Source organism: Sinomicrobium sp., assembly GCA_029266035.1.
Classification (GTDB): Bacteria; Bacteroidota; Bacteroidia; order Flavobacteriales; family Flavobacteriaceae; genus Sinomicrobium.
Genome location: JAJUFH010000011.1, coordinates 1 through 22055 on the forward strand (window position 1 = coordinate 1; position 22055 = coordinate 22055).

18 protein-coding genes, 1 tRNA gene and 1 pseudogene are annotated in these 22055 nt (G+C 44.3%); 10 read left to right on the forward strand and 10 right to left on the reverse strand.

What is annotated here, in order from left to right; genetic code table 11:
• Nucleotides 1-132, forward strand: a pseudogene (locus ACYZZR_RS06930) (IS1595 family transposase); the annotation flags it as partial.
• A 19-nt stretch (nt 133-151) separates the two neighbouring features.
• Complete coding sequence (gene lnu(I) / locus ACYZZR_RS06935) at nt 152-922, forward strand: lincosamide nucleotidyltransferase Lnu(I) (RefSeq protein ID WP_461533274.1); 771 nt, start codon at nt 152-154, stop codon at nt 920-922.
• 225 nt (nt 923-1147) lie between these two features.
• On the opposite strand, the gene ACYZZR_RS06940 is transcribed toward lnu(I), so the two are convergent.
• The 4 genes from ACYZZR_RS06940 to ACYZZR_RS06955 all read right to left on the reverse strand — a co-directional run bounded on the left by ACYZZR_RS06940 (nt 1148) and on the right by ACYZZR_RS06955 (nt 7624).
• Complete coding sequence (locus ACYZZR_RS06940) at nt 1148-2257, reverse strand: IS91 family transposase (RefSeq protein ID WP_461533275.1); 1110 nt, start codon at nt 2255-2257, stop codon at nt 1148-1150.
• Nucleotides 2236-3111, reverse strand: a complete 876-nt coding sequence (locus ACYZZR_RS06945) for a tyrosine-type recombinase/integrase (protein WP_461533276.1) — start codon at nt 3109-3111, stop codon at nt 2236-2238. The genes ACYZZR_RS06940 and ACYZZR_RS06945 overlap by 22 nt, the downstream gene beginning before the upstream one ends.
• A gap of 528 nt (nt 3112-3639) precedes the next feature.
• Nucleotides 3640-3721 (reverse strand) — tRNA-Leu (locus tag ACYZZR_RS06950).
• A 453-nt stretch (nt 3722-4174) separates the two neighbouring features.
• Nucleotides 4175-7624 (reverse strand): methylmalonyl-CoA mutase family protein, encoded by a 3450-nt coding sequence (locus tag ACYZZR_RS06955; RefSeq protein WP_461533277.1) that lies wholly within the window; start codon nt 7622-7624, stop codon nt 4175-4177.
• A 250-nt stretch (nt 7625-7874) separates the two neighbouring features.
• On the opposite strand from ACYZZR_RS06955, the gene purU reads away from it, so the two are divergent.
• The 7 genes from purU (at nt 7875) to ACYZZR_RS06990 (ending at nt 13313) form a co-directional block, all read left to right on the forward strand.
• Nucleotides 7875-8729 carry a formyltetrahydrofolate deformylase gene (purU, locus tag ACYZZR_RS06960; RefSeq protein WP_461533278.1) on the forward strand — a complete coding sequence of 285 codons (855 nt, stop codon included), beginning with the start codon at nt 7875-7877 and terminating at the stop codon, nt 8727-8729.
• 148 nt (nt 8730-8877) lie between these two features.
• The gene (locus ACYZZR_RS06965) at nt 8878-9687 is read left to right on the forward strand and encodes an AraC family transcriptional regulator (protein WP_161554537.1); all 810 of its coding nucleotides are present in this window, start codon (nt 8878-8880) and stop codon (nt 9685-9687) included.
• A 257-nt stretch (nt 9688-9944) separates the two neighbouring features.
• Entirely contained in the window at nt 9945-10325 is a 381-nt protein-coding gene (locus ACYZZR_RS06970) for a hypothetical protein (RefSeq protein WP_112371771.1), read from the forward strand.
• A gap of 106 nt (nt 10326-10431) precedes the next feature.
• A complete protein-coding gene (locus tag ACYZZR_RS06975; RefSeq protein ID WP_112371772.1) occupies nt 10432-11508 on the forward strand; it encodes a Kelch repeat-containing protein in 1077 nt (358 codons plus the stop codon).
• 13 nt (nt 11509-11521) lie between these two features.
• Entirely contained in the window at nt 11522-11998 is a 477-nt protein-coding gene (locus ACYZZR_RS06980; protein ID WP_112371773.1) for a hypothetical protein, read from the forward strand.
• A gap of 77 nt (nt 11999-12075) precedes the next feature.
• Nucleotides 12076-12516, forward strand: coding sequence for a lipocalin-like domain-containing protein (locus ACYZZR_RS06985; RefSeq protein ID WP_161554538.1), 441 nt, complete (start codon nt 12076-12078; stop codon nt 12514-12516).
• 80 nt (nt 12517-12596) lie between these two features.
• Complete coding sequence (locus tag ACYZZR_RS06990) at nt 12597-13313, forward strand: DUF4197 domain-containing protein (RefSeq protein WP_461533279.1); 717 nt, start codon at nt 12597-12599, stop codon at nt 13311-13313.
• 260 nt (nt 13314-13573) lie between these two features.
• Here the strand turns inward: ACYZZR_RS06990 and ACYZZR_RS06995 are convergent, their stop codons facing one another.
• From ACYZZR_RS06995 to ACYZZR_RS07020, 6 genes are all read right to left on the reverse strand, one after another.
• Nucleotides 13574-14374: an ABC transporter substrate-binding protein gene (locus ACYZZR_RS06995; protein ID WP_461533280.1), complete on the reverse strand. Its 801-nt coding sequence runs from the start codon at nt 14372-14374 to the stop codon at nt 13574-13576.
• Between the two features lie 33 nt (nt 14375-14407).
• The gene (gene pyrF / locus ACYZZR_RS07000; RefSeq protein ID WP_461533281.1) at nt 14408-15223 is read right to left on the reverse strand and encodes an orotidine-5'-phosphate decarboxylase; all 816 of its coding nucleotides are present in this window, start codon (nt 15221-15223) and stop codon (nt 14408-14410) included.
• 53 nt (nt 15224-15276) lie between these two features.
• Entirely contained in the window at nt 15277-16350 is a 1074-nt protein-coding gene (gene prfA / locus ACYZZR_RS07005; protein ID WP_461533282.1) for a peptide chain release factor 1, read from the reverse strand.
• 59 nt (nt 16351-16409) lie between these two features.
• Complete coding sequence (locus tag ACYZZR_RS07010; protein WP_461533283.1) at nt 16410-17588, reverse strand: AIR synthase related protein; 1179 nt, start codon at nt 17586-17588, stop codon at nt 16410-16412.
• Nucleotides 17589-17729: 141 nt separating this feature from the next.
• On the reverse strand, nt 17730-18314 hold the full coding sequence (locus ACYZZR_RS07015; RefSeq protein ID WP_461533284.1) for a DUF3332 domain-containing protein: 585 nt from the start codon (nt 18312-18314) through the stop codon (nt 17730-17732).
• A 198-nt stretch (nt 18315-18512) separates the two neighbouring features.
• Nucleotides 18513-20699 (reverse strand): glutamine synthetase III family protein, encoded by a 2187-nt coding sequence (locus tag ACYZZR_RS07020; RefSeq protein ID WP_461533285.1) that lies wholly within the window; start codon nt 20697-20699, stop codon nt 18513-18515.
• A 361-nt stretch (nt 20700-21060) separates the two neighbouring features.
• Here ACYZZR_RS07020 and ACYZZR_RS07025 point away from each other — a divergent pair, with 361 nt between their 5' ends.
• On the forward strand, nt 21061-22041 hold the full coding sequence (locus ACYZZR_RS07025) for a bile acid:sodium symporter family protein (protein WP_461533286.1): 981 nt from the start codon (nt 21061-21063) through the stop codon (nt 22039-22041).
• Nucleotides 22042-22055 lie beyond the last annotated feature (14 nt).

Below are 22055 nucleotides of genomic sequence, written 5' to 3' on the forward strand. Positions count from 1 at the left end.
TACCTCAACGAGTTTGCTTTTAGGTTAAATCGTTCACAATCCAAACAGACCATTTTTCATAAAGCTATTGAAAGGATGGTAAAACATCAACCCATATATCAATATCAAATTACACAGAACTTAAATACATAACTCAATAAAAAATTAGAAAATGACACAGTTACAAATGATTGACAAAACAAAGTCAATAGCTCAAAATGATAAAAATATTTCTGCCGTATTTATGTACGGGTCATTTACCAAAAATGAAGGGGACAAATATTCAGATATTGAATTCTACATCTTCTTGAAGGATAAAGAAAATTTTTCCGCTGAAAATTGGGTAAGCCAAATTCATCCTTTGGCATTATATTTTACCAACGAGTATGGAAGTGAAGTTGCCATTTTTGAAAATATGATAAGGGGGGAGTTTCATTTTTTGACAAACGACCAAATGGAAGTTATCAAATCGTGGGACGGTTTGGTAGAGTTTAGCGACTTTGACAAGATGACTTTAGTAGATAAAGAAGATTTATTGACTAACACGCTCAAAGAAATAAAAACTAAAGTACCTGATCGAACAACAAATGAAAATATCCTGTGGTTGAGCCAATCATTGTTGAATGTTTTACTTACAACAAGCAACTTAATTAAACGACAGGAATTTGCTCACGCTTACCAAAGCTTATCAAATGTTCAAAAATATTTACTTTGGTTAATAAGAATTGAAACATACCAAACCAAACATTGGGAAAGTCCAACAAAAAGCTTGGAAAAAGACATAGACCCAGATTGGTATTCGTTATTTCAGGAGACAACATCAGAATTAGATCCGACAGATATTAAAACAGCTTTCAAGAAGACATTAACATTGACTGAAAAACTTTTTGATAATCTTGGAGTTGAAGCAAAGTTAAAGGGGGTATTAAGGAGAATTGAATAAAAAAAACTACCGCCAACAGCTAAGGCTTCGTTGCGTCCGCAGGACGAACAATGAAGCCTATGTTGAACGGGACCTTCGGTAGCGTTATGTTATGGAGATGGCGTTAAAAGCCGTAGGGAGTTATGTTCCGGTTTGTTTTAGCGACGTGGCTTTCCGGTGACGTTGTGAAGGTATTTTAACCGGTATTTATTGGCTATTGGACATACCTTCCCTTACCCGTGATTCTCACTGTGCATTGACGGGGTCTTTCTTTAATAGCCGTATGAAGGCTGGAGGCGGGCCACGGACGTCGAAGACCAGTATGGTATGCAGGTTGCCTTGTTTGCAGCAGGGGCATCGCCTGTGTTTGATGGCGGTTGTGTCTTTTCCAGGATTATGTTCAGGGAACGTTTCCCGGATTTTTTTGAATTTTAGGCGTTTCCAAGTCGAGCTCAAAAAACCATAATGACGGATGCGTACAAAGCGTTTGGGCAATATGTGCAATGCAAATCGTTTGGTAAACGCTTCCAAGGATAACTGCATCGATCTTTTCTTGGCCTGGTGGCGATAGTCTTTGTATGAGAAGCATACCCCATCTTCATCCACGCTTTGCAGTCGGTGGTTACTAATGGCGATCTTGTGGGTGTACTTGCCAAGATATTCCACCACAGACTTTGGCCCACCAAAAGATCGCTTGGCATAGACCACCCAGGGAGTGCCAAACAAGGATTGAACAGCCTCTTCTCCTATAGATTGTTCGCGCATCAGGGCTACGTACTTTGCCCGGAAGACCTTACCAAGGGCCTTTACCGGGAAAAGAAACTTCCCGTTGGTACGCACATTTTTCCATTGACCGCTTTTGGAGACTCCCCCACCAGGGACGATGCAGTGCAGGTGGGGATGCAAACTTAGGTTTTGTCCCCAGGTGTGCAGTACAGCAATCATCCCCATTTGCAGTCCGCGGTTTTCACCGAAGGTATGGAGCGTTTGCCAGGCGGCCTTAAAAAGCATTCCGTACACCTCCCGGGGCCTGTGCACCGCCAGAACATTCAATGCCGATGGAAGCGTAAACACCACGTGGAAGTATGGAACGGGCAGTAGTTCATCCCTACGTGCATGAATCCACTGTTCACGCTTATGGCCCTGGCACTTGGGACAGTGGCGGTTCCGGCAACTGTTGTAACTGATACTGATATTCCCGCACTCATCGCAGGCATCGATATGGCCCCCAAGCGCCGCTGTCCTGCATCGCCTGATGGCCGATAGTGTGCGGAGCTGCCACGTGTTCAACCCCAGTTTTTCAATATCATCCCCTAAGCGGTCTATTACATCGGCTACTTCGTGCCGGGGCTGCACTGGGCAAAGAGGGTATCGATGGGACTAAAGGGTTTTACCCGGGAGTATTGGGCCACATGGAGATAATCCAATGTTGTCTCAATACGTTCGTGACCAAGCAGGTTCTTCAAGGTTACGATGTCCATCCCGTCTTCCAGTAAGTGCGTAGCATAAGAATGCCGGAGCGTATGTGCGCTAACCTGTTTTTTGATCCCGGCCTGCTTAGATGCCTGCCGGATGGCCCAGTTAACACCCCGCTTGCTGTAACGCCCATCGAAATCGCCCCCGGCCCTGCCACGGGGCTGTCCGTTAAAAATCCAGTCCTCCGGCTTTTCAGCAGCGATGTAGGCCTTCAGCCCGCGAACTAAATGCTCAGAAAGGGGTACATACCGGTCTTTTTTGCCTTTGCCCCGTACAATGCGGAGTTGCATCCGGTCAAAGTCAAGGTCTCCTAACCGGACGTTCCTTGCCTCCATGCACCGAAGTCCACAGCCGTACATCAACCCAATAAGAATACGATGCTTGAGTAGTGTGCAGCCGATTAGCATACGCCAGACCTCCTGCTTGCTTAACACGACAGGGAGCTTTTTCTCTCGCTTAATCGGAGGTAAGCTCAGGTGAGAATAAGGTCGCCCTTCTGTTTTCAGTAAGGAGCGAAGGCCGTACACACAGTGCTTAAAGGAAGTTTGTGACGGCATTTTTGCCTTTTGTTGGAGCATATATAGGTAATCCTGTACCTGATCAGGTTCTAACTCCGTAGGTAGTTCATTGAAATACAAAGCAATGGCTGCAATATGCCGTGTATAATTGGTAAAGGTGAGCTCACTTCTGCCCAGAATGGACAAATTGCGCCTAACGGTTGTGGAGTTCTTCAAATCCTTCTACTTCACGCAGTGCACGCTTTACGATGGTGTTTCCCGAGGATCTCTGGGACGCTTTTTTTTATCATGATAAAATGAATTTTGATTACTTTAGCTAAGTTAGCCCAAGAGCCGGAAAAGCTACCGAAGGTTTAGTTCAACATCGGCTATGCGCAATAGCGGTTAAGTGCTAAACCGAAAGTTTTTGCATATATTTATCGTCCGTGCCAAACTGAAAAATTCGGTTTCAAAATCCGCTACTGCGCATAGCCGCGGAACGTTAGCCACAAGCTAAAAATCGAAAAATGACCAAAAAGAGATTTATTGAATATACTTTAAGAATAGTCATTTATGCTATTGTGACTCTGACCTTAGATGCAGATATTGAATTTAAAACTTATGATTGAAACTCTTGTGTTGATGGTGGAATGTCGGGAAAATATCGGAATACATATTAATCAATAAGACAATATGCAACAGTGTAATGTGGTGATTTTTAAAAAAGTAAAAGGGAGCAGTGCTCCCTTTATCTAACTTAATTTGTGCGCTCGAGAGGATTCGAACCTCCACACCTTGCGGCACTGCCGCCTGAAGACAGCGTGTCTACCAATTTCACCACGAGCGCAATTCAATAAATCATCCCTTAAAAAGGTAGGCAAAACTACATAAACTTCAGGAATCTGCAAAGACTATTTTTTAAAACTTTTTGCCGGTTTTTTATACTTTTGTTTTTTGTTTTGTTATATGTAGGCACTCTGACTTCTACGCACTATTCCTCAAATAAATTGGAGCACTTCACAACTCCTCCCTTTAGACAAAGGGAGGTACCCGAGCAAAGCGATGGGGAAGGGTTCTGACAGCCAGAGTCCCTGGAGTAGCTTTCAGAACCTGTGATATCGGAATGGTTTGGGCTTTCATACCTCCGGTATGCCACCGACTGGAAGAGGCAACAACAAATCGCACCACATTAATTCGTCAATGGGGGTGGACGCAAAATTTTGCGTCTCTACAGCGTCTGACACATATAAAATTGTAATTGCTCCTAACAACTACGAACTAACAACCAATCAACTCCCCACTACATATTCCTCCTGTACTGCCCTCCTACTTCAAAGAGTGCTTCGGTGATCTGACCCAGAGAACATACTTTGGTGGCTTCCATAAGCTGTTCGAAAATATTTTTGTTGGCTATGGCGGCCTCTCTCAGCTTTTGCAATTGGTGTTCTACTTCTTTCGGGTAGGCTTTTTTAAGGTTTTCTACCGTTTGTATCTGCTGTTGTTTTTCCTCTTCGGTTGCACGAATAACCTCTCCGGGAATCACTGTAGGTGATCCTTTCGAACTCAGAAAGGTATTCACTCCGATTATGGGAAACTCGCCATTGTGTTTCAGATTTTCGTAATACAGGCTCTCTTCCTGTATTCGGCTTCGCTGATACATGGTCTCCATAGCACCCAGCACCCCTCCCCTTTCGGTCAGACGGTCGAATTCGGCCAGTACGGCTTCCTCTACTAAGTCGGTCAGCTCTTCGATGATAAAGGCTCCTTGTATGGGATTTTCGTTTTTGGCCAATCCGAGTTCTTTATTGATAATGAGCTGTATGGCCATAGCCCTGCGCACACTTTCTTCGGTGGGTGTGGTTATCGCTTCGTCGTAGGCATTGGTATGCAGCGAATTACAATTGTCATATATGGCATATAGGGCTTGTAATGTAGTACGGATATCATTAAAATCGATCTCCTGTGCGTGCAGCGACCGTCCGGAAGTCTGTATATGATATTTTAACATCTGTGCCCTTTCGTTAGCTCCGTATTTGTACTTCAGTGCCTTGGCCCATATTCTACGGGCTACACGACCTATTACGGCGTACTCAGGGTCTATGCCGTTGGAAAAGAAAAACGACAGACTCGGACCAAATTTATTGATATCCATACCCCTACTCAGGTAGTATTCCACATAAGTAAATCCGTTGGCCAGTGTAAAGGCTAATTGAGTAATGGGGTTGGCCCCTGCCTCGGCGATATGATATCCGGAGATGGAAACGGAATAAAAATTCCGAACGCTCTTGTCTATAAAGTACTCTTGCACATCTCCCATCAGTCGCAATGCGAATTCTGTAGAGAAAATACAGGTGTTTTGCGCCTGGTCTTCTTTGAGGATATCGGCCTGTACCGTCCCCCTCACCTGAGCGAGGGTGCGGTGTTTGATCTCTTCATAGACTTCTTTGGGAAGTACTTGGTCGCCGGTGATTCCCAGCAATAGCAATCCCAAACCGTCATTCCCTTCGGGCAACTGCTTTGCACCCGAGGGCGAATGGTATTCCGGACGCGGCAGTCCCTTGTCGTCGTACAGCGCTTTGAGTTTTTTCTCCACCTCTGCTTCCAGTCCTTGTTCCCTGATATAGCGTTCACATTGCTGATCTATAGCTGCATTCATAAAGAAGCCGAGCAGCATGGGTGCGGGTCCGTTGATGGTCATACTCACCGAAGTCTTAGGATCGGCAAGGTCGAAGCCGGAATAGAGCTTTTTGGCATCGTCTAAGCAACATACGGAAACCCCGGCATTACCTATTTTACCGTAAATATCTGGTCGTCTCCCGGGATCGTTACCATAGAGGGTAACCGAATCGAATGCGGTAGACAATCTCTTGGCTTCCATACCCAGACTTACATAGTGAAAACGCCGGTTGGTTCGCTCCGGTCCGCCCTCTCCTGCAAACATACGCGTAGGGTCTTCTCCCTCTCTTTTAAAAGGGTATAGCCCGGAGGTAAAAGGAAATTCTCCCGGCACATTTTCCTGTAGTGACCAACGGAGTATATCGTCCCAGCCTCTGTACTTGGGCAATGCTACTTTTGGGATTTCTGTATGCGAGAGCGATTGGGTATGGGTTTTGATACGGATTTCTCTATCTCTTACTTTAAACAGAAATTCCGGGTTTTTATAACGGGTGATTTTGTTTTTCCACTCGCATATCGTTTGCCAATGATGCGGATCGAGCTCTATTTTTACCCGGTCGAACTCTGCCAACAACAGCTTTAGAAACGGATGTTGTTTCTCACTGCAAGCTGCAATGAGTTTATCTCCGTCTACTCCGTTTTTATCTATAATTGTATCCGGATCTTTTATCCCGCTAATACTGCACATCGTCAAGCAAATACCGTACAACTGTCTGGCCACATCGAGTTGTTTTGTGACCACCTCGTCATAATTTCTGTTGCTGTCGGCAATTTCGGATAGATAGCGAACGCGTTTAGGCGGAATCACAAAGATCTTTTCGCTCATCTCATCGTGTCGCTCAAAAGAAGATTGTAGCTCAGCTCCGGTCTTTTCCGCTACTTTGTCCATTACACAGCGGTACAACCTATTCATCCCCGGATCGTTAAACTGCGATGCTATAGTGCCGTATACCGGCAGGCTATCGGTATCGGCATCCCACAGCAAGTGATTTCGCTGATATTGTTTTTTCACGTCTCGAAGCGCGTCCAATGCCCCTCTTTTGTCGAATTTATTGATGGCTACCAGATCGGCAAAATCGAGCATATCTATTTTTTCGAGTTGGGTAGCTGCTCCGAATTCGGGTGTCATCACATAAAGAGAAACATCGGAATGATCGAGAATCTCGGTATCCGACTGTCCGATGCCTGAGGTTTCGAGTATTACCAAATCGAAGGCTGCACTTCGGAGCACTTCTACCGCTTCAGCTATATGTCGCGACAGGGCGAGATTGGACTGTCTGGTGGCCAGTGATCGCATATACACCCTTTCGTTATTGATAGCATTCATACGAATACGATCGCCCAACAGGGCTCCCCCTGTCTTTCTCTTAGAGGGGTCGACCGAGAGGATACCGATGGTTTTTTCCGGAAAATCGGTGAGAAAACGGCGTACCAGCTCGTCTACAAGACTCGATTTACCGGCACCTCCTGTTCCGGTGATTCCCAGTACCGGGACGGTTTTCCCTTTGTCCGGGGCCCGGAAGTGCTTTTCGAAAGCCCGATGGTCATTTTCCGCCAGTGTAATAAGCCGGGCTATGGTATTTACATCCTTCTCCCGAAGCTTCCCGCTGATATCCAGGCCCTCCTCAAACGCCGGAAGCTGGAAATCGGAGCGCTCCACCAGGTCGTTGATCATGCCCTGCAATCCCATTTCCCGGCCGTCATCCGGGGAGTATATCCTCGTGATCCCGTATTCGTGAAGTTCCCGTATCTCTTCGTGCAGAATGACGCCACCGCCACCGCCAAAGATGCGGATATGCCCTGCGCCCCTTTCCCGGAGCAGGTCGTACATATACCTGAAATATTCGTTATGCCCGCCCTGATAAGAAGTCATCGCAATGGCATTGGCATCTTCCTGTATGGCCGTGTTGACGACCTCTTCCACACTGCGGTCGTGCCCCAGGTGGATCACTTCCACTCCTGTAGCCTGTATGATACGGCGCATGATGTTAATGGCCGCATCATGCCCGTCGAAAAGCGATGCGGCAGTTACGATCCTTACCTTGTGTTCGGGTTTATAGGGTTGTGTATTCACTGGTCTGAATTTTGTGTAGTTGCGGAATGTCCCGTTTTCGTCCCATTCCGGAAAAATCCTGTTTAAAAACCCGGTAATGATGTTTTATTTACAACAAAACCTCGTTTACGCGGGTGCAATTTAATGAATTATCAAAAATAATAAGATTTTAGTTCATATTTGTAATTTTTATAAAATATCGGGACACCTCTGAAATTACCGTTCTTTTTTCACTTAATTTTAGGCCGGACAGTATCCAACCTGAAACAGCATGAACAACATTACTTTACTGATATCCTGTAAGGATGCCGAAGGGATCATAGCTTCGGTGACGCGTTTTATTTTTGAAAAGAACGGCAATATCGTATATATCGATCAGCACGTCGATGCAGAGCACGGCATTTTCTTTATGCGGCTGGAAAGCCAGTTTGCCATAAGTCCGGGTACCCCGGAAGCCTTCCGCAGTGAATTTGCCGAAAACATTGCTTCCCGTTACGGCATGACCTGGGAACTGTATACCGACCGGAAGAAACCCGGAATGGCCCTTTTTGTTTCCAGGTATGATCACTGTCTTTACGACTTGCTGGGCCGGTATAATTCGGGAGAACTTCACACAGAGATTCCGTTTATCATCAGTAATCACAACGACCTGCGGTCCGTAGCCGACCGTTTCGATATCCCCTTTCACCATATCCCGGTGACACGCGACAACAAGGAGCAGGCGGAATCAGAGCAACTGCGCCTCCTGCAGGAAGCCGGGGTAGATTTTATCGTCCTGGCGCGCTATATGCAGATCGTATCTCCCCGTATCATAGACCACTACCCCGGCAGGATTATCAACATTCACCATTCCTTTCTCCCGGCTTTCCCGGGTGCCAGGCCCTATCATTCCGCTTTCCGGCGGGGTGTCAAGATCATAGGGGCTACCAGCCATTATGTGACGGAAGAGCTCGATGCCGGGCCCATCATAGAGCAGGATATCGCACGGGTCACACATGCCCATTCCATCAATGACATGGTCATGAAAGGGCGCGACCTCGAAAAGATCGTACTGGCCCGGGCCGTAAAGCTCCATATTTCGAGAAAAGTGATGGTCTATAACAACAAGACTATCGTTTTTTCGTAGAAGGATAAACTCTCCCAAAAAAACTATATCTGTTCACTGTCAGTCCTGACTTCTTTGAAGCCAAAACGGAATACACTGAAATACATGGGGCTAACTTCGGATGATACCGCTAAATATTTACATATATTTGTTCTTTATACTGACGAACATGCTGATTTCTTTTACACTTCCTGATCCTGCATTACGTCCTTATGTAAAGGGGTATTTTTATATTGAATTGGAGGCCAAACCCAACGCCGCTCCTCTGGATATACATCCGGTTGGCTACAATACTATTGCTTTTACGTTAAACCCAAAGGTATTTAGCTCCAATGATAATGATTATGACTTTAGCTTGAGCTATCACGGTTATATATGCAAGCACATTTCACTTCTGCCGTTGACACCGCTTATCAAAATGATCGTCGTTTCTTTTACGGCTACGGGAGCAGCACAATTGTTCCGCATTCCACAACACGAATTGCTAAATCAGATCGTACCTTTTACTGATGTTTTTTCCGCCTCAAAAACACTGAACGCTCAATTGGAAGAAACAGATCCCTGCCAAAAACAAGCCTTGGTTCATATAGAAAAATGGCTGTTGCAGCAAATACCTGCTAAAGCTCCGTTTCTTTATTCCCCTAATATTGATGAGGCGTGTAAGATTATTCAATCCTGTGAAGGACATATCCGCATTGATGAACTCTGCCAAAAAGTCGGAATGTCCCAAAGATATCTGGAAAGTCATTTTAAAGAAATGATAGGCGTTTCTCCAAAACTATACTGCCGCATTTCCCGTTTTATTGCCGTATATCAGTCTATACTTCAAAACAGTCATGTCGAATGGGGTGAATTGGTTTACCGTTACCGCTTTTTTGACCAGGCTCATTTTATACGAGACTTTAAAGCCTTTTTTGGGTATTCTCCTTCCAAAATCCATTTGGCAAATAGCCATCTTACCAGGAAAATTATCTTGTAATTCCCTTTTTTCGAATTTTTACAATCTCCGCATTTTTTACTGACCTATATTCGCCTTACTGATTAAATTCCTTCAGGCAGGACTGAAAATTCCCTGCCTGGCCGGCAGGCAGGATTACTCTGTGCTCGTGGGGCAGACTGCTGTACGGACAGACATTGATCTATGGTATAGAAACCAATAGCCATCGGGATTGATATCATCCTGCTTGTATATACTGTTAACCCAAAAATATTCGAATGAACGCAAAATATTGTTTTTTGATCATTTTTTTGTTTGCCGGTGAATTGTCGATCTCCTGCTCAGGCCGATCTGAGGGTACAAAAAAGCAGCTCAAAAATGAAGCGTTTCCCATTCCTTATCCCGAAGAAGGTGATGTTATTACCGATAAATGGGATGGTACTTCCGGGCACCGGACTGTAAAATATCCGGACAAACAACATCGGGAACTCATCGACTTTTACAATGACTATACCTCCGGAAGCGACTGGAAACGTACAACATCAGGAAAGGGGGCTATACCCGCTGTTATTTACGTTCATCTCCACAAAGGATATACCATAGATATTGGCCCTCCGGACACACAGATGGCAAATGCCGTATTGATTTCGCTTTATGTGGCCGATTATTCCGATCTCTAAAAAACTTGATTGTGATGAAACATCCATGACTATGTTTTTAATCACGCAAAGGAATGATAATATGGATGTTCCATATGACCTTTGAAAAAACAATAAATATTAACACATGAAAATTTTACAATGGTTAACGGTTAAACAAAAACGGAGACTGCGGTGGTTTCCGGTATTGTCTGTACTCTCTTTATGGATAATGGGCTGTAGTAATGACGACGACAATCCCGGGTCCGAGCCACAATATCGGACCGATATATACGTGTGCGGAAGTGAATTCAATGGCAGTCACGATGTTGCAAAATACTGGAAAAACGGCGAAGGTATTGAACTGAGCGACGGTACCCACAGTGCAGATGCACATGCTATTACCGTGTCCGACAGCACGGTCTATGTGGCCGGGGCCGAAAAACACGACGGTTCTTATCGCGTCGCCAAATACTGGAAAAACAGTACCGCCGTACCGCTTAGCGACGGTTCCAGCCCCGCCGAAGCCTATTCCATTTTTGTGGACGGGAAAGACGTTTATGTAGCCGGCAGAGAAAAACCGGGATCAAATTACAGAGCTGTATACTGGAAAAATGGTGCTCAGGTAGCCCTGACCAATGGGGCTTATGATGCAAGTGCAACATCTATTACCGTACACAACGGCGACGTCTATGTAGCCGGTACCGAATCCAACGGCACGCGCGATGTGGCGAAGTACTGGAAGAACGGCACACCGGTGGTCTTAAGTGACGGTTCCATTCACGGTGATGCGAGTGACATTTTCCTTTCTGAAAACGACATCTATGTGGCGGGAAGAGGAACCTCTGGTTCCCGATACTGGAAAAACGGGGAGCCCGTGCCCCTTATACAGGAAGGTACCGAGGATCAATACGCCGCCGGCATTTATGTTTCCGAAGGCAATGTGCATGTTGTGGGAGGCGGGTATGGCGCTTCAAAGGAGATCGTATATTATTGGAAGAACGGCGATCCGGAGATTATAAGTAAACCTAAGGATGTTACGACCATGGCATCGTCCATTTTCGTACAGGAAAATGATGTGTATATATCAGGAACAGTGTACAACGGCAGTACAAGTTCTTACAGCGCTCAATACTGGAAAAACGGCGAAGTTATACCATTAGGAGAAGGCAAATATTCATCCTTTTCCTCTTCCATCTTTGTGACGAAAACCTTAATCGAATAAAAATTATAACAACATGAAGCAATTTTTACTTTTAGCTGTTTGCACACTGGGTTTTCTGTACAGTTGCCAGGACGACGATACCAATACAGACCCACAGATCGATCTGGCAGTAACATCTTTTGATTTTGAGATTGAAAAAACCTCGGAATTTGAGGGAAACATCCATTTTACAGCCGTCATAAAAAACGTGGCAGACGACTTCCGCTCCGGGGAAGGACAACAGTCGGTCTATCTGACTGAAAAACCGGCTGCCGGAAAATCAATTACACTGATCAGTAAGAAATTTAAAGACCTGGATGCCGGCGAGACCGTAGAACTGCAGTTTACCCATCAGGGATGGCGCGTTTCTAAAGAGTTTCCTCCCAGTTTTAAAGTACAGATCAGTTTTGATCCGGACTTGTATATAGACGACAACCCCCTGAACAACGATAGCAATTCGAATAACAACTTTAAAGAAATAACAGGACAGCAAATAAATACACGATTCTAAAAGAAATGATTATTACGTCTTTTAACTCGATGTCTGAACCAGAGTACCTGCAACTGAGAACAAAAACTTTAAACGTTATGAACAAACCAGTTTTCCATATTCTAAAAACAGGAATTGTCTTTTTACTGATTTGTGTGCTGACAGCGTGCAGCAGCGATGATGACAATACCGCCGAACCCGAACCAGCCCCGGAGGAGCTTATTCTCGGAAAGTGGTATTTTATCAAGATTATGGCTGCCGACGGTACGATACAATTTCCGGAAAACGATTGTGAAAAGCAGACCTATTATGAATTTGAAGCGGACGGAACGGTCTTGCAAGGCACCTATGTATTGGACGGGACGGAATGTAAGGGCAATACCGTCACGGCATCCTATGAATTGATTTCCGGCGGCGAAAAACTGCTGGTGACAACATCAGACGGCACAGCAAATATTATCGAAATTAGCACTCTGAATGGAAAGATATTAGAAATTATCAATACCGGAGGAATGAAAGGTACTTTCGAAAAAAGGTAGCCCTGTCATAAAAGACGAACCTTGAAGTAACTATTGAAAACTACGGACAACTTCAGTACCTTTACCAAAAAAATGTTCGTATGAAAAAAATAGCTTGCATCCTTACCGTATTCCTGTTGTTCTCCTGTGCCGAACTGCAACAGGTCGTCAACCAGATCCCTTCGTCTTCCGGTACCGGGACGGTCAGCAATACCGATATAGCCGCCGGTCTCCGGCAGGCCCTTGATATGGGAATAAAGAAACAGGTGAGCAAGCTCACACAGAAGGATGGCTTTTTTAAAAATGAAATGGTAAAGATCATGCTTCCGGCAGAATTGCAGAAGGTAGACAAGACACTTCGCGATGTAGGGCTGGGCAAGCTGGCCGACGAAGGGCTGAAAGTGCTGAACAGGGCTGCCGAAGATGCCGTAAAGGAAGCTACTCCTATTTTTGTCAATGCGGTTAAAGGGATTACTTTTGCCGATGCCCGGGACATTTTACTGGGGGCAGACAATGCGGCCACCTCTTACCTGCAGCGCACTACCGAAAAACAGTTGTACGACAAGTTTTCCCCGGTTATCAATAATTCCCTCTCCAAGGTGGGAGCTACGGATGTCTGGGCCAACCTCATCAATAAATACAACACCCTGCCCCTCACCAGCAATGTAAATCCGGACCTGACCGACTATGTCACCGAACAGGCGCTAAAAGGGGTGTTTACCATGATTTCGGTAGAGGAAAAAGAAATACGCAGTAAGGTTTCATCGCGGTCGACAGATCTGCTGAAGAAGGTTTTTGCTCTTCAGGATAAAAAGTGATATTGACCAGCTTTAAAACGGTCAGCGCAACGGATAATTGGGGTTGGTGGTTGGTGGTTTGTGGTTTTTTAGTTCGTAGTTGGTAGTTGGTAGTTCGTAGTAAAGTTCGTAGTTCGTAGTTTGTAATAACTCAATAACCCATTAACTTAATAACCCAATAACCCATTAACTCAATAACCCATTAACTCAATAACCCATTAACTTAATAACCCAATAACTTATTAACCCAATAATAGTTTTTTGTTTCTCCATTTCTCCGCTTATCGAAGGCGTTCTCTCAGCTGTTTGAAGTAATCGAAGGCTCTGACCAGGCGCGAACCGTACCAGCTGAACATTTCGCCGTCTACAAAAACGGTTTTTGCGTGGTGGGTAAACCTCCCTACTTCAAAGGCGTGCTCTTCTTTAAACGGATAGGGTTCTGATGAGAGCAATACGAGATCGGGATCTCCTTCCAACCGCATGCGCTTGAGGGAGATTTCGGGGTAACGCTCGCGGTTTCCGTATATGTTGAGGAAGTTGTTTAAGCCGAGTAAGTGGTCAATAAAGGTATTCCCTCCGGCTACCATCCAAGGCTCTCGCCAGATAAAATACGCCACTTTCAACACCGGTTTGTCTTGCATAAACAATTTAAATTCTCGCAGTCGACTGTCTATTTTGGCTGTGATTCGCGAAGCTTCGGTACGGCAAGCGAACAATTGTCCGTACTGCTCTATCAAGGCGAGGGTATCGGCTATGGTACAGACATCGGAAACGTGAACAGGGGCTATACTGTTTAGCTCAGCTACCATTTCGCGGGTATTCTCTTCCTTGTTGCACAGTATGATATCAGGATCGAGCGATTGGATGCGGTCGAGATTCACCTTTTTTGTTCCCCCGACAATAGTTTTAACCGATTTAAAATGATAGGGATGCACACAAAATTTTGTGATCCCCACTACCTGATCTTCCAGTCCCAAATCGTAAAGCAATTCGGTTTGTGAGGGTACCAGCGACACTATGCGCAAGGGTCGATCGCGTCTCAGTTGTAGTGTATTTCCCAACTGGTCTTTAAAAACCTCCATAGTATTATTTTTAGGAGATGAGGCTTGGGCAACTTAGCGACTCAGTATATCCTTCATCTGCTGTTGCAGCTCAGATGCGGCATTGCGGGCCTGCTCGGCAAAATCTCTGTCTTTTGAGGCGTAGATAATGCCCCGGGCAGAATTGACCAACAATCCCACATCGGGGGTCATCCCGTATTTACACACTTCTTTCAAACTTCCCCCTTGTGCCCCCACTCCCGGTACCAGAAGGAAGCTATCGGGAATGATGTTTCGTATTTCAGTGAGATATTCGGCCTTTGTAGCACCTACCACATACATCAACCGACTACTGTTAGTCCACCCTTTAGAGGTTTCCAACACCTGTTTGTAAAGTTCTGTACCTTCCAGTTGTTTGGTTTGAAAATCGAATGCACCGCCGTTGGAAGTCAGTGCCAGTAAGATGGTGTGCTTATCTTTAAAAGAGAGAAAAGGCTCTACAGAATCCTTTCCCATATAGGGAGCCACCGTGATAGAATCGAAACCGAGATCTTCAAAAAATGCCTTTGCATACATGGAAGATGTATTACCGATATCACCGCGTTTGGCATCGGCTATAGTAAAAATATCAGGGTGATTCTCGCTGAGATAGCTCACGGTTTTTTTCAAAGCCTGCCAACCTTTCACCCCATAGGCTTCGTAAAAAGCTATATTGGGTTTATAGGCCACTGCAAGATCGCAGGTAGCATCTATAATCGCCTTGTTAAAAGCAAAGATAGGATCATCCTCTTCCAGTAAATGAGGGGGTATTTTGTTCAGATCTACATCCAGCCCCACACAAAGAAATGACTGCTTGCGACGGATGTTTGCAATGAGCTCCTCGGTTGTCATAATATAGTATTGTTATTCGCTATCTCACTGTAATTTAAAGGCAAACCTCAGATTTAGAGCACATCTCCTTCTTTCAATTTTTCGGTATTTTCTACCAGTTTGAGCTCTTCGATTATCTTTTCTATATCCCCGTTAATAATATTTTGAAGATCGTAGAGTGTAAGCCCTATCCGGTGATCGGTAACCCTTCCTTGCGGATAGTTGTAGGTGCGGATTTTAGCACTTCTGTCGCCACTAGACACCATACTTTTACGTCTAGCCGCATCCTCTTCCTGCTTTTTAGCCAATTCTCTTTCGTAGAGGCGAGAACGCAGTACTTTAATCGCCTTTTCCAGGTTCTTGTGCTGTGATTTTTCGTCCTGACAACGCACCTCTATGCCGGTAGGAATGTGCTGCAGTTGTATGGCCGAATAGGTAGTGTTTACCGATTGCCCTCCAGGGCCGGTAGATGTGGTACGAATGATTTTGACATCGCTCATATCGAGCTCCACATCAAATTCTTCGGCTTCGGGCAGTACCATTACAGTTGCTGCAGAAGTGTGTACCCTACCTTGCGTTTCGGTTTGAGGTACTCGTTGTACACGGTGTACTCCGGCTTCAAACTTCAAGGTTCCGTATACATCTTCTCCGTTTACCTCAAAAATAATCTCCTTAAATCCTCCCGAAGTCCCCTCGTTAAAATCTACTGTATTGACACGCCAACCCTTGCTTTCGCAATATTTGGTATACATCCGGTATAAATCTCCTGCAAATATAGAGGCTTCATCTCCTCCGGTACCGGCGCGGATTTCTACCATTGCATTCTTGGCATCTTCCGGATCTTTAGGAATCAACAAGTATTTGATCTCTTCTTCCAGTGCAGGTAGTTGTTCTTTTGCTTCTTCCAGTTGCATTTTGGCCATTTCGACCATTTCCGTATCACTTCCGTCTTCTATAATCTCTTCGGCTTCAGCGATATTATCGGTCAGCAATTTGTACTCTTCCCTCTTTTCTACAATGACGCGAAGGTCTTTATACTCTTTATTGAGCTGTACATAACGCTTCTGATCGGCAATGACATCGGGTTGTATGATGAGGTCTGAAATCTCATCAAAACGTTGTTTTACTATATTTAATCTATCTAACATATACTGTGATTCATTCGGTTTGCGAAATTAAGATTTTTTTGTCGGTTTTAAACCGTTCCCTAATATTCAAAGGTTCCGAATTCACTTTTTACAGTAAGTTTTTTGCGATCTGAAGACTCCACGCGTCCCACAACCTGAGCAGCGATACCAAAAGATTCAGAAATTGCGATGATATCGGTAGCGATAGCCTCATCGACGTAGAGTTCCATTCGATGACCGCAGTTGAATACCTGATACATCTCTTTCCAATCGGTACCCGACTGTTCCTGAATAAGTCTGAACAGCGGCGGTATCTCGAAGAGATTGTCTTTAACCACGTGTAGGTTATCTATGAAATGAAGAATTTTGGTTTGGGCTCCGCCACTGCAGTGTACCATTCCACAAATATCACTCGAATCGTATTTGTCTAATATCTTTTTAATCACCGGAGCATAGGTTCTGGTAGGCGAAAGCACCAGTTTTCCCGCATCTATCGGACTGTCTTCCACGGCGTCGGTGAGCTTTACCCCACCCGAATACACTAGGTCTGCGGGCACAGAGGGGTCGTAACTTTCCGGATATTTTTCTGCGAGGTATTTGGCAAACACATCGTGTCGAGCCGAGGTAAGTCCGTTGCTCCCCATACCACCGTTGTATGTCTTCTCATAAGTCGCCTGTCCGAAAGATGCCAGCCCGACAATTACATTCCCCGCCTTGATATTGGCGTTGTCTATCACGTCTTTACGACGCATTCTCGCCGTCACCGTAGAGTCTACTATAATAGTGCGCACCAGGTCTCCCACATCTGCGGTCTCACCTCCGGTGGCGTGAATTTTAACCCCAAAGTCCGCCAATTCAGAGATGAGTTCTTCGGTACCGTTGATAATAGCAGAAATAACTTCACCCGGCACCAAATTTTTATTGCGTCCTATGGTAGACGACAAGAGTATATTGTCGGTTGCCCCTACACACAGCAAGTCGTCTATATTCATAATAAGGGCGTCTTGGGCAATGCCTTTCCACACCGAGAGATCTCCGGTTTCTTTCCAGTACATATATGCAAGAGACGATTTAGTGCCCGCTCCGTCGGCGTGCATCAGTATGCAGTATTCTTCATCTCCGGTAAGGTAATCGGGTACCACTTTGCAGAACGCTTTTGGGAAAAGTCCCTTATCTATATTTTTAATGGCATTGTGCACATCTTCTTTAGAGGCCGAAACCCCTCTTTGTGAATATCTCTTGCTTACCGAAGAACTCATAATTTATGTTGTTTGCCGCAAAAATACGATGTTATTTTGAATTTGCGGTGCTTCAACTTTAGTCAGCATAACTTTGGCTTTAAAAAAAAATCCCAAACTCCAACAGCTTGGAATTTGGGATTTTTAGGTTATAGAGAATCGTTACTTCATCTCGGCTAACATGCCTTCTCCGTTGTACTCAGAAATCGCTTGGTTTATAACTGCCAAACCTTCGTCGCGCGTAGCATTTGCGTCTATTTTAACTTTTTCTCCATTTGGCATATACACATAGTAAAAACCTTCCTCAAAAGAAGACAATTTAATCATCTCTCCACTAGGCTTAATCGCATTCCAGGATTTTTCGTTCTCTTTGTAAAACAATTCCAATTTTTCTCCTTTTTTCGGACCTTCTACTACTTTTATAAACATTCTGTTTTTAGTGGCAGTCATCTCGATAGTGTTTCCATCCTTCTCTACCATCTGAGTTTCCACCTCGCCTTCTTTCATGGCAACTGGGTTGGATCCTGACCAAAACTCGATAACGTTAAAAATAATAACGTCACCTAAGAAAAACAGTCCGTAAACTGGGATAATATTTAGTCCCCAAAACACTAAGTTATTTACAAACTTACTGTCGCTAACGGTGTGGTTCCAGTCTTTTAAATTGTTAAAGGCACTAAATGACCCTAAACAACTTGTACACAAAAGTGATAAAGACAATGCAGAACACAATAATAACTTTTTCATAATGTATAAATTAATAATTAGTAGTTAAATATATATAAAAAAAATCATACGGAATTGAGAATTAAAGTCTTTTTAGAGCAAGTCTTTATTCCTCATTCTTTTGATGAGACTACCTCATAGGGGCTATGTGGCTCATACATAGTCACAAAGACGAAAAAGCATCACTCGAACATTTTTAATCAAGCAAATTCTTTCTCATCATCTCATAAACAACAACTCCCTGTATTTGGTAAGCGTCCACAATTCGTCATCTACCAATAACTCCAACTTATCACAGTGATAGCGTATTTCGTCAAAATAAGGTTTTACCTTGTCGCAATAAGCCTCAGCTCTCAGACTTGCACTCTTTATTACATTGGCTTTTTTACGCTCTTCGGTCATGGCTGTAACCTTAGAATTGATCTCGGCGATATGCTCGGAAATTTCTTCGATAAGATCGAGTTGCTCAGAAGCAAGCTTTTTGAAATTGGTTCCAAAAACCTCCTTGAGTCCCTTCACGTTTTCAATGAGAATATTCTGGTATCTAATCGCTGTAGGTATTACGTGATTTCGCGCAATATCTCCTAGCACGCGTCCTTCAATCTGCAACTTCTTGGTGTATTCTTCCAGTTCGATCTCATATCTCGCATTGACTTCTACCTTGTTCAGCACCTTCATCTCTTCAAAAACAGCAATCGATTTTTTAGAGATGAGCGCCTTGAGGGCAGCGGGGGTGTTTTTGTGATTGCTGAGTCCTCTTCTCGCGGCCTCTTTTTCCCAAGCCTCACTATAGCCATCTCCTTCAAAACGGATGCGACGGGAAGATTTTATATACTCTCTCAACACATTAAAAATCGCTTCGTCCTTTTTGAGTTTTTTCTTGTTGATCAAATGGTCAACCTCTTTCTTAAATTCGACGAGTTGCTTGGCCACTATAGTGTTGAGCAGTGTCATCGGTTTTCCGCAGTTTGCTTTAGACCCGACTGCTCTGAATTCAAACTTATTTCCGGTAAAAGCAAAAGAAGAGGTTCTGTTTCTGTCGGTATTGTCGAGCAAAATCTCCGGAATTTTACCTACTACATTCAGTTTGAGGTCTGTTTTTTCCTGAGGCGATAATTTGCCATTAGACACATCTTCTAGTTCTTCCAAAACTCGGGTGAGCTGTTCACCTATAAAAATTGACATAATTGCCGGTGGCGCCTCATTAGCACCGAGCCTATGGTCGTTGGTAGCCGATGCTACGGATGCACGCATCAACTCCTCATACTCGTCAAAAGCCTTAATAGTGTTGATAAAAAAGGTGAGAAACTGCAAGTTTTTTGTCGGTGTTTTTCCCGGACTCAAAAGGTTAACTCCAGTATTAGTAGCTAGAGACCAGTTGTTGTGTTTTCCCGAACCGTTAACGCCTGCAAAGGGTTTCTCGTGAAAAAGGACCCTAAAGTTGTGCCTCTCTGCAATCTTGTCCATTATATCCATCAACAGTGAATTGTGGTCTACGGCAAGACTGGCTTCCTCAAAGATAGGTGCCAATTCAAACTGATTAGGGGCCACCTCATTGTGTCTTGTTTTTACCGGTATACCGAGTTTCATACACTCTATTTCGAGATCGCGCATATAGTGGAGTACCCTGCTCGGAATGGATCCAAAATAGTGATCGTCTAACTGTTGCCCCTTGGCAGAGACATGCCCGAGTAACATACGCCCGGCCTGCATAAGGTCTGGACGTGTATAAGCAAGAGTCTTGTCGACTAAGAAATACTCTTGTTCCCACCCCAAGGTTGCCGTCACCTTAGTAACGCTTTTATCAAAATATCGAGCCACATCAGTAGCCGCAACATCAATAGCCTGAAGTGCTCGCAAGAGTGGTGCTTTATTGTCTAAGGCTTCTCCTGTATACGAGACAAACACTGTGGGAATACACAGTGTATCGGCATAGATATAAGCTGGTGAAGTCGGATCCCAAGCTGTGTATCCACGAGCTTCAAAGGTGTTTCTAATCCCTCCATTCGGAAAGCTCGAAGCATCGGGCTCCTGCTGTACCAACTGCCCACCGTCAAATTTCTCTATGGCCATCCCTCCACCTATGGGCTCAAAAAAAGCGTCGTGCTTTTCCGCCGTAGAACCGGTAAGAGGCTGAAACCAGTGTGTGTAGTGCGTAGCCCCTTTAGAAAGTGCCCAGTCTTTCATAGCCGCCGCAACCTGATTGGCGACCTTTCTGTCTATCTTCTCTCCAAACTCTATCGCCCTCGTCACACTTACGAAAGCCTCCTTAGTCATAAACTGCCGCATGGATGCCTCGTTGAATACGTTCACTCCGAAAAGCTCGGAACGCCTAACTACTTCCTGTACAGGAACTGGGCTTCTCCCGAAATTTTCCTCAATTGCTCTGAATCTAATTGTCGCCATCTTGTTTATATGGGTTATGGTTTATAAAACAAAAATAATTAAAAATATGCTTTTTCGACGAACACCCCCCTAAAAAATGCAACTTAATACTTAAAAATATCATTTTACACATAACACCCCTATAAAAACACACTGTGTTATATTTTTTTTTATATCATTAATTCCATATCTAAACAAATGGCATCCGATCTGAAGATAATGTGAGATGGAGAGGTGGAGATGGGGAGAAGTGGTGAAACAAAAAACTACTACGAATTATTATTGAGTTAATTGGTTATTGGGTTGTTAGTATTGAGGGGTTTTGATAAACCATAAACTCCAAACCACTTTACCTATCTTTGCGGGATTTAAAAAGAACTTTATGCGTTTAAAAATCGATCCTTTTGTACTCGCTCTTGCAGGAAGTGTAGTTTTAGCCGCTCTTTTTCCGGAAGCGGGAACTGATGAAAGTCCTATCCCACTAGGCACAATCAGCAGTGTTGGGGTATCGTTGATTTTCTTTTTTTACGGACTCAAACTCAGTCCAGATAAGCTTAAAAGGGGACTTTCAAACTGGAAGCTTCACCTCATTGTACAGCTATCTACCTTTGTCATTTTCCCAGTATTGGTACTCCTCGCCTATCCCTTTATTAGAGATGAAGAGCAACACACGCTTTGGCTTGCCATCTTTTTCTTGGCTGCCCTTCCTTCTACGGTTTCCTCTTCGGTGGTTATGGTCTCTATGGCTAAGGGAAATATACCTGCCGCCATCTTCAACGCCAGCCTTTCAGGTATCTTGGGCATCGTACTGACTCCGCTATGGGTTTCTCCCTTTATCGAACAAACACAGGGGGCACAGGATTTCGGACATATATATTCTCAATTGGCTTTTGAAGTGATACTTCCTGTGTTAATAGGTATTTTGCTACAGCGATATGCCGGCCATTTTGCCGAACGCTACAGTCGTCAACTCAGCCTTTTCGACAAGACGATTATCTTGATTATAGTTTACAGGAGTTTTGCTACATCCTTTCACTCTGGAATTTTCGAGCAGATACAGTGGGTAGATATCGGGCTATTGGTAATTATATCTACAGTGCTGTTTGGAGTACTATACAAGGGGATTGGGCTTATTTGCACATGGCTGGGCTTTAATCGCGAAGACCGTATCACCGCTGTGTTTTGCGGATCGAAAAAATCGCTTGTTCACGGTACGGTATTGTCTAAAGTACTCTTCTCCGGCCTCGGTATTTCTGGGATAATACTATTGCCATTGATGCTGTATCACGCCTTACAGATATTTTTAGTGAGTATTATTGCCAGTAAAATGGCAAAAGAAGTAGCTGCAGAAACAGAAGGTTGAAATTTAAAAATTTA